Source organism: Brenneria salicis ATCC 15712 = DSM 30166, from assembly GCF_003315515.1.
GTDB classification, from domain to species: Bacteria; Pseudomonadota; Gammaproteobacteria; order Enterobacterales; family Enterobacteriaceae; genus Brenneria; species Brenneria salicis.
On sequence record NZ_QNRY01000073.1, the window covers coordinates 1 to 10,004 of the forward strand.

At 46.4% G+C, this 10,004-nt stretch carries 6 protein-coding genes; 3 read left to right on the forward strand and 3 right to left on the reverse strand.

The features are described from left to right. Positions 1 to 302 precede the first annotated feature (302 nt). Together pdeH and DES54_RS17920 are read left to right on the forward strand one after the other, a co-directional pair. Positions 303 to 1,094: a cyclic-guanylate-specific phosphodiesterase gene (pdeH, locus tag DES54_RS17910; protein ID WP_113869696.1), complete on the forward strand. Its 792-nt coding sequence runs from the start codon at positions 303 to 305 to the stop codon at positions 1,092 to 1,094. Positions 1,095 to 1,875: 781 nt separating this feature from the next. Then, the gene (locus tag DES54_RS17920; protein ID WP_113869700.1) at positions 1,876 to 3,390 is read left to right on the forward strand and encodes a sensor domain-containing protein; all 1,515 of its coding nucleotides are present in this window, start codon (positions 1,876 to 1,878) and stop codon (positions 3,388 to 3,390) included. 75 nt (positions 3,391 to 3,465) lie between these two features. Here the strand turns inward: DES54_RS17920 and DES54_RS17925 are convergent, their stop codons facing one another. The 3 genes from DES54_RS17925 to DES54_RS17935 form a co-directional block, all read right to left on the reverse strand. Then, on the reverse strand, positions 3,466 to 4,830 hold the full coding sequence (locus DES54_RS17925) for an HlyD family type I secretion periplasmic adaptor subunit (protein ID WP_113869702.1): 1,365 nt from the start codon (positions 4,828 to 4,830) through the stop codon (positions 3,466 to 3,468). Beyond that, positions 4,817 to 7,009, reverse strand: coding sequence for a type I secretion system permease/ATPase (locus DES54_RS17930; RefSeq protein WP_113869703.1), 2,193 nt, complete (start codon positions 7,007 to 7,009; stop codon positions 4,817 to 4,819). Before DES54_RS17930 ends, DES54_RS17925 begins: the two co-directional genes overlap by 14 nt. A 239-nt stretch (positions 7,010 to 7,248) precedes the next feature. After that, positions 7,249 to 8,604: a TolC family outer membrane protein gene (locus DES54_RS17935; RefSeq protein ID WP_169050427.1), complete on the reverse strand. Its 1,356-nt coding sequence runs from the start codon at positions 8,602 to 8,604 to the stop codon at positions 7,249 to 7,251. Positions 8,605 to 8,979: 375 nt separating this feature from the next. On the opposite strand from DES54_RS17935, the gene DES54_RS18520 reads away from it, so the two are divergent. After that, a partial coding sequence (locus DES54_RS18520) for a retention module-containing protein (RefSeq protein ID WP_147247328.1) occupies positions 8,980 to 10,004 on the forward strand: 1,025 nt, incomplete at its 3' end.

Consider the following 10,004-nt stretch of genomic DNA (forward strand, 5'->3'; position numbering starts at 1 on the left):
AAAAAGGGCGTCACTTTATGAATACTGTCAGCCCATTCCCCGGTGGGAATCATGGGTTGGTAAAAATGTAGCGATATTAGGATCAGTTATTTAGACTGTATCCATCGGTTATTATTCTTGTGGTGAAAATAAATCAATTATCTGATTTATAAGATAAATTTAACCTATGGAACAGGTTTCCCTATCTTGTGGGAGAAACAGTATGGATTTAATCATTTTCACCGATAAAGTTTGTTTCAGGCGCGTCGATAACGATATATATCCGAATGATATTATTTTTATAACTAATAAGTGTCAGTCTAATGGCGGAATTCATAGTGCAGCAGGAAGGTGATCTGGATCAATTTGGAGTATTGTTTTCCCATCGAGGAAGCACTGAGCCGTTAGACGCTGATTATTGGCTTGAATGCCAGCGGCGGTATACTTTCCAGCCAATTTACCGAACATCCGGTAGACTGATGGCTATCGAGTTGCTCACCTCCGTTTCCTCTCTTACCTTGCCGCAAAAATTTATCTCACCTGAAAAATATTTTGCCAATATTAATGTCGATGCCCGTTTACAGATTATTGTTGAACAATTGCAACTTTTGTCTCACTGGCAATTGCGTTTTATCCGCGACGATCTGGTTGCATCCGTGAATATCGACGGCATGACGCTACTGGCTTTACAGAAAAGCCATGAAGCAAAGCGATTGGTTTCCTCTATGCCGTGGATTCGTTTCGAAATGGTGGAAAATCAGGGAGGATTGCCAAAGGAAATCCTGACTAAACTTCCTGAGGCGCAGACGCTTTGGTTGGATGATTTTGGTTGCGGGATGGCGAATTTTTCATCACTTATGCTGGCGCAATATGACTGTATTAAAGTGGCGCGGGAGTTATTTATTCTGCTGCAACAAAGTAGGGAAGGACGAGAGGTTTTTCCAGCGTTAATCGCGTTGCTTACGCGTTTTTGCAACTATGTGGTAATTGAGGGAATTGAAACAAAAGAAGAGTGGGCGATAGTCAAAGCCTCCCATGCGGATGCAGCTCAGGGTTACTACCTTTCTCGACCTCAACCGTTTGATAACTTCGAGGCGCTGAAATTGGAGCTTTAGGGTGAATAACGTGGTGACCATATCGTTTTGATGTAATCGAGTCCTGCCTTTCTTTTCTATTTTTCTTGTTCTTCTGACTTCCTTCACTTCTATAAAATCTTCTTATTATCGAACGGCGAATTTTGCTAAATAAGCAAGCTTTCAACAACGAAAACAATGTATATTCTTATTTGTTGTATTTTATTGTTGTTTTATTTTTTATTTTATGAGTTTTATGGTTTTTTGTTTGGATGTAAAACAAAATAATGAATTTTATGACTTTTTTAAGTATTCATTGGCCTTCTTATCGCTTTGAGTGTTGAAGGATTTTCGACTTTGTTTTAAACTTCTGATTTTTAATGATAAAAAATAATAGTATTCGCCGATAACGATCGAAAATCATTTTGTGATAGATTTTATTGATTAAAAGAATGATACTTATTGGTATAATTGATTTGCTTACAAAAAATTGATGTTCAAAATATATCACCATGTATTTGTTGGCGTATTTTATTCCATTAGTGGCACTTATAACGCAAACAATTACTTAATATTCAATTAAGCTACTTTTTTATCTTGTTGTTCTTATTCGCGCACAGTCATATGCGGGGGCTTTATGCTGACGTTTCTATGTATCTAACCACTCCAGCTATATGGAGCATTTTTCTTTTCATCCTTTCTGCTCTCCGGAAATGTGCCAATCCTGTAAATCGATGGGATTGGGGTTTGTGACCGGGATTTTCCGTCATCAATGTTGCGACTTGTACGATCAGGATCGCTCGGGCCTGAGGAGAGTGCTATTGTGTATGAAATTATAATAATCATATTGTTGTTGCTGCTATTGTTTTCTTCTGTAAAGAATAGAAAAATTAAAAAAAATTTTACTACAGAGCAGAAAAAACAAGATTTTCTCAGCATGATTTTCTTCGCGGCAGAATATAGCCCTGCTTCTATTATGATCGCGGACGAAAATTGTGAGATTATTTACGTGAATCGTCAATTTATTACCATGTCTGGTTATATGCCGGATGAAGTTATTGGTAAAAAAACAAATATATTAAAATCAGGGATGACCAACGTCAGTGTCTATGAAGATTTGTGGACGACCATAAATAAAGGTGATATCTGGAGTGGTGAATTTATTAACCGTCGCAAGGATGGTCAACTTTATTGGGAAAAAGCGAATATCGTTAAAATATATAATAAGGCGGCTAATTCAACCCAATACGTTGGTGTAAAGTTGGATATCACAGAAAGAAAGTCACAAGAACATCATGATAATTCCTATAATCGCGCATTAGAACTATTATCAAGCGGCGCGCCATTAAAAGATATTCTTGATGCGATTGTATTTAGCGTCGAAGAAAAAAATCCTGGTCGTATTGTCTGTTCAGTGTTGCTGGTTGATAAAGATAAAAAATGCCTGACTTTAGGGTCGGCACCAAGTTTGCCTGGTTTCTATAAAAATGCTATCCATAATGTGAAGATTGCTGACGGCGTTGCATCGTTCGGCACTGCGGCGTATACGGGGAAAAGAGTGATCACGGACGATATTTCTGTCCACCCGGACTGGTCTTTGCATAAAGGATTGGCATTATACGCCGGTCTGCGTTCATGCTGGTCTGAGCCAATCTATGGACAAAATAAAGAAATATTGGGCGTATTAAGTGTTTATCATCGCAAAGTATACGTTCCGACAGAAGAGGAAATTTTCTCTATAGAGAAATCAGCGCAACTGATTTCTATCGCCATTGAACGCTATCGGGCGATTGATATGTTGCGCCGAAGCGAGGAACATTATCGTCAATTAGCACACTATGATTCGCTGACCTCACTGGCAAATGGTTTAACGTTTGCCGAACAGATGGAGCAGGCAATATTGTTGTCCAAACAAACGGGCAGAAAAATTGCGCTGATGTTCCTCGATTTGGATAAATTTAAACAGATAAATGATTCTTTTGGCCATGCAGTCGGCGATTTGCTTTTAAAAGAAGCGGCGGCGCGGATGCGTGCCGCGGTAAGGGATTCCGATACAGTCTATCGACGCAGTGGTGACGAGTTTATTATCCTGCTACAAGGAATTAAAGAGGTTGAAAATACATTATATGTTGCCGATAAAATACATAACGCATTAAATGAGTCCTTTGAAATTGATGGGAAAAAGCTTGATATATCCTGTAGTATCGGCATTGCCCTCTACCCGGAGCATGGTACTGACTCTTTAACCCTGGCAATTAATGCGGATTCTGCAATGTATCAGGCAAAAGCGATGGGTCGAAGTCAGACTCAAATCTATCATGACGTGAATAATCTTTAATCTTCCCACCTATTGTCAGTTTACTCGGCCCTTCCGTTGGGCCTCGTCCATTGCGGGCTATTCAAATCGTCTCGATTATCTTTCTCGCAATGCTTCAGCCCTTGCACGGATAATGGGTTTCAACAGATAGCTGAGGATGGTCTTCTTACCGGTGATGATATCGACCGATGCCACCATACCAGGAATAATGAGCAGTGGTTTTTCCTCTGTACCCAAATAGTTTTTATCGGTGCGTAGCCGAATAATATAAAAACTATTTCCTTCTTCATCGGTTACGGTATCCGGACTGATCTGCTCAAGCCGGCCTTTAAGCCCGCCATAAACGGTGTAGTCATAAGCCGTCAGTTTAATAATCGCTTCCTGACCAGGATGTAAAAACGCGATATCCTGTGGACGAATTCTGGCTTCAACCAGCAGTTTGTCATCCAGCGGGACAATTTCGACCAGGTCGCTCCCCGGTTGAATAACGCCGCCAATGGTGTTGACCATAATCTGCTGGATAATACCGCGCACCGGAGAAACCACCAGCGTGCGTTTTACCCGATCTTCCAGCGCTTTGCCAGTCGCGGTGAGCTTGTTCAGATTGGTTTGCGCTTCGTTCAACTGTGATAACGCATCGCTTTTATAGCGACCACGCGCTTCCTCAATTTTGTTCTCAATTTCTTTTATTGCCGACTCCGCTCTGGGTATTGACAGGATGACGGAGTCGAGTTGGCCTTTGATTTCCACCTCGGCCCGTCGTAAACGCAACACTTCTACTTTAGAAATCGCGCCTTCGGCGATGAGCGGCTCCGACATTCTGATTTCCTGCTGCAACAAATTCAGGCTATTGCGAAACTGGATCTGCTTGGCGGAATAGTCCCGTAATTCCTGACGGCGTTGCACCAACTGTTCTTCGAGGCCGGATATCTCATTATGAAATTGCTGGCGTCGGCTGTTATAAAGTTCACGCTCTCCGTTAGCCACTTCCGGCGCCTGTACGGAGGCTTCTTCTGATAAAGCCAGTTCACGATCGTTGATTTCGGCGTTCAGACGTTCGATTCTTAAAACCAGCGCCAGACGATCGGCTTCCGTCTCGCCGACATTCGAGGCAAACCGGGTATCGTCCAGACGTAATAGCGGGTCGCCGGCGTTAACGATCTGTCCTTCGTGAATAAAGACTTCTGTGACGATACCGCCTTCAAGATTCTGGATTTTTTGCAGTCTCGATGAGGGGATCGCCTTTCCGCTGCCGCGGGTGACTTCATCAATGTCAGCGAACGCCGCCCACAGGATGAAAAACAGGAAAAAAGCCCCAATAGTCCACAGCGTAATACGGACGACTCTGGGTGAGTCTTCGATCATCGCCCGGTTGACTTCCGGCATCGTCTGAAGATTATCCTGGTCATCATTTCCGACAAAATAGCGTTTGATGTGCTGAATGTAGTTAGCGAGACGCATTGATTTGTCCTTTCTTCAAGGCGTCCATTACGATGGCTTTTGGACCATCGGCAATAATGCGGCCTTTATCAAAAATAACCAGACGATCGACCAACGTCAGCATGGAGGCCCGATGCGTCACCAGTAATAGGGTTTTGTTAGCGAGAATGGGTGCCAATGTCTGCTTCAATCGATCTTCACTGGTGTTATCCATCGAACTGGTGGGCTCATCTAAAACCAGAATCGGGGGATCGAGCAACAATGCTCTGGCCAGGGCGACCGCCTGACGCTGACCGCCGGAGAGTTGTTGACCGCGCTCACCAACCTGAAGGTTATAGCCATCGGGATGCAGGCGGGCGAATTCATTCACCCCGGCAATTTCCGCCGCCAGCAGCATCGCTTCATCTTCGATATAACACGCGCCGCTGATCAGATTATCGCGCAGCGTGCCGCTGAACAGTTGTATATCCTGCGGCACATAGCCGATGCTGTGTCTTAAATCGCTGACATCCAACTGGCGCGCATCCACGCCATCAATCAGCAGATTGCCGGTCGATGGTTGATAAAGATTGACGATTAGCTTTTGCAGCGAACTTTTACCGGAACCGCTTCGTCCGATAATGCCTACTTTTTCACCGGGGGCGATGCGCAGATTGACGCCTTGCAAGGAACTGTTTTTCTGTTCCGGATAATTAAAGGTGACATCGCGAAACTCAATGGCGCCGCGAATACTTTCCCGTTTGAGCGGACGTTCATTATCGCTGCGCTCCTGCGGCAGCTGCATCATTTGCTCTGTGGTGGTCATCGTCAAGGATGCCTGCTGGTAACGGGTCACCAAGCCTGACAGTTGGCCCAGCGGCATCAACGCTCTGCCATTCAGCATGTAGCAGGCAATCAATCCGCCCATACTGAGATTGCCGTTAATCAGCAGGTAAACGCCAGCGACGATCATGGCGACGCCGGCGAACTGCTGGAACCAAAGCGTCAGGTTAACCGCTAATGATGATAATGCTTTTGCCCGCAGTTCGAGCTTGCTGAGGTTGCCAATGGTCTGTTCCCACTGATGTTGCCGTTCGCTTTCCGCATTATTGACTTTTATTGCATCCAGACCGCTTAACGTTTCAATCAACGTTGCCTGCCGTTCACTGGCAAGATGCATGGTTTTCTCAATGGTGGAAGAAAGCGGTTTTTGCAAGGCCCAACTGGTAAGCAAAGCAATAGGATAGGCGAGGATCGATATCCAGACCAGCGGACCGCCGATGACCCCGATCACCAGCAACAGCAGCAGAGTAAACGGGAAATCAATCAGCGTTGTCAGCGTCAATGAAGAAAGAAAATCCCTGAGCGACTGAAACTCATGAATGTTTTGCGCAAAGCTGCCGACGCGCGCTGGTCTGGCCTTCATCGACATGCCGGTGATGCGTTCGAACAGGGTGGCGGAAATGATCAGATCGGTTTTTTTCCCCGCCATATCCAGGCAAATCCCCCGCAGGGTTTTTAATAGCAGATCGAAGAAAAACGCGCCGGTAATACCGATAGCTAACACCCATAGGGTTGCGGTTGCCTGATTGGGAACCACTCTGTCATAAACATTCATAACGAATAACGGCGTGGCCAGCGCGATGATATTGATCAGCAGGCTGGCGAGCACGGCATCCATATACAGGAAACGCGAAAGCTTAAGAGTATCCTTGAACCAGGATTTGGTTCGGGGAATCAATGAATCATGTTGAATGTCGAACTGATGGCGAGGTTGGGCGAACATCGCCAGGCCAAGGTAGTTCTGCTGCAATGTATTGTGGTCGATCGAAATTTCCCCGCCTTCGGTTTCACTGGGCAGAATGCGGGCGCTGCCATCCGCGTTCCAGCCCAATAGAATAGCGGCTCTTCCTTCGCGCAATAACAGCATGGTCGGCAGAGACATGACTGGAATTTGGTTCAGCGATCGTTTAAGCACTCTGCCTTGTAAACCGGCGCGGGCAGCCGCACGGGGGAGTAGTTTGACGGATAAACGCTGATTGGCGAGGGGAAGACCAGCGGTCAACGTGGTGCGGCTGGCGGGTTTTCCCTGTAAAGCGCAAAGGATCAGCAAGCCATCCAATAATGGATCATCATGGCGGCTGCGAGGATCGCTATGTTCATGGACCAGCGGTTCGTCGGGTGGCGTATGACTTTCGTCTTGGGTGGAATTTAACTTCATTTGACGGCACTTTCCCTTACGCTAGGCGATCTCTGCAACTGACGATATGCAAACTAATGCTTCCCGGCAAAACCGGTGCTCATTACTTGATGATGCCGCATTATTCACGTTTTTTATTACACCAATTACCGTCAGGGATAAGCGTCTGGCGGAAGGTTGTCATTCGCTGTTTTATTGATGATATCCATGACGTATACAAATAATCATGTTTCTTCACCCGTATCGGGATATTCATAATCTTAATTTAGACTGGGCAACTCTGCACGGGTAGTCACGTTGGTCAGGCTCTTACCCGCCGCAGGCGCGGGAATGGATAAACTGTTCAACAGATCTCCCATGCGCGACTTTATGCGGTATTCGGTAAAGAGTGAAATAAAACGCACTTCCACCAGGCGCCGTTGCGCGGTGAATAATTCATTTTCACTATCCAGTAAATCCAGCAGCGTTCTTTCGCCCAGGCTAAATTGTTTCTGATAGGCGGTGCGAACTTTCATACTGCGATCGGCATATTCCGCCGCAATGGGAAGCTGCTGACGCGAGTTATTCAATGCGGACCAGGCAAGTCGCAGTTCTTCGTCAAGCGTGCGCAGGGCGTTATTCCTGATATCCTGTGCTTCTTTGATCTGGTACGCCTTTGATTCCATATTGGCTTTGCCCGATCCGCCTTCATACAAGTTGTAACGCATTCTCAGCATCGCCTGCCATTCGCTGTTATGACCGCGCGCGCCGTCGATGTTATCGTCCATACTGCGCGCCAGTTCTACCGTGACTCGTGGGTAAAATGTCGACCTGGACGCTTCATATTGCTTTTCAGTGGCTTCAACATCCGATTCAGCAGATTTCAACACCGGGCTGTTTGCCAGCATAATGCGCCGCGCTTCTTCCAGAGATGCTGGCATGGAGAGGGTGGCGCTGTCCGGCAGCATCAGATTGTCGGGTTCTTTGCCCACCACGCTCAGATAATTGGTTATGGCATCATCGAGGTTGGTTTTTTCCGTCAAAACGTTATTCCGCGCCTGGGCGAGACGCGCTTCCGCCTGCTCCAGATCAGCCAGACGACCTACGCCTTGTTCGCTGCGCAACCTGATTTGATCGTAGATACGTTCATGGCTGGCCAGATTGTCTTCAGCGAGCCGGACAAACTCCCTGCGTTGCAAGACGGAGAGGTAAACTTGTACTGCGTCCAGTGCAGTCGTTTCACTGGTGTTTAGCACATTGTAGGCGCGGGAATTGACGGTAGCGCGTTGCCGGGCAACGTCGCTGGATGTCGCAAAACCATCAAATACCATTTGGTTCAGATTGACGCTGGATTCACTGCGTGTCAGTTCAACTTTATGATTACCGCTGGATCTCGTCGAGTTACTGTCGGTTTCCTCTCGCCCAGTCCCCGCATTTAATGTCACAGAAGGCAGATAAGCTCCCTTGGCGGCCCTCAGATCATGCTCGGCTGAAAAGCGACTATTCATTGATGCACTGACTTCAGGGTGGGTATTGAGTGTGTGTGTAATTGCTTCCTGAATAGTGTCGGCGCTGACCGTATTAGTAAAAGCAGCAATAAGCGGCATTAAAGCCACGCTATATTTACGTTTGATCATGCTGATTTCCTTCGAAATGCTGATTTGTGATTATTCCTATTAATTAATTGAATAATTATATTAAGGATTCTATTAAATTTCTTGAAAAAGTTATATTAAAACAATGCATTGCATGATAATTAAAAGCGTTTTGATGAATCCAGAATTATTATTTACACTTACTAAGTAAACTTCTGGAAAGAATATTCCGAATTTTTTATTATATCAGTCATCGAGTCAAGTGCTTGACACGTAAGAAAGTCAAATTATAGCGGTGTCTCAATAATTTAGTCAGGATGACACACAGCAATTCAATTTATCTGCACTGATGTCGAAATATAATTATCAAGATTCATATGCACCATAAATAACTATAGATATCAAGGGGAAGCTATTGTGAATAGCATAATCGGTATCATCAAATTCGTTATCGGTCAGGTCTTCGTCGTTGCGTTGGATGGGAGTCAGCGGTTATTGACCGCGGGCGATCGCATTTATAGCGGTGAAGAAATTGTGACCGGTGACAATGGTGCAGTTTCTATAACATTGCCAGATGGACGTACTCTGGATTTAGGCCGCAATAGCCGCTGGAGCGATGTCGCGGGCGCAACACCGCAGAAAACAGAAGACGCAGAGGATGATGTTGCCGCGTTGCAGACCGCTATTGAACAGGGCGCGGACCCGACGCAAGTGCTTGAAGCCACTGCTGCAGACAATGAGAACACTGGCGAGGCCGGCGATGGCGGCGGTAGTCACACGACCGTGCAGCTTGACCTGACCGGACAGATTGTTGATGTGACGGTCGGTTATCCGACGCAAGGAATCGGTTTCGCGACCGACGAGGTAGAAGAATTCGATGACGCCGACCCACAATCATTAACGAACACGCAACTTTCTGAAGGAAACACGGGAAATAGTGACGTAATCACGCTGAGTTCGAACAGCCAGGTTACCGAAGGCGGTTCATTTACCGTGACAGCCACGGTAGGTTCACCGGTGACCGGCAGCCCGTTGGTGATCATGCTGAGTAATAACCAGATCATCACTATCCCGGTCGGTGAAAGAACCGGCTCGGTACAGATTGCGACACGCGGCGACGATTTCTACCAGCAGGGCGATGAATCGCTGACCATCGGTATCAGAGATACGGTTGGCGGCAATTATCAAGCGTTGGATACGACGAGTACCACCACTACAACCGTGGTGGATGACGTCGATATGACCGCTATAACTCTGAGTTCGGATAACCAGGTTACTGAAGGCGGCGCATTTATCGTCACCGCCACCATCGGCGCGCCGGTGACTGGCAGCCCGCTGGTCATTACGCTGAGTAATGACCAGACCCTCACCATTCCGGTCGGTGAACGTACCAGCACGGTTCAGGTTGAGTCACGTGCTGATGATAGCTACCGGCAAGGCGA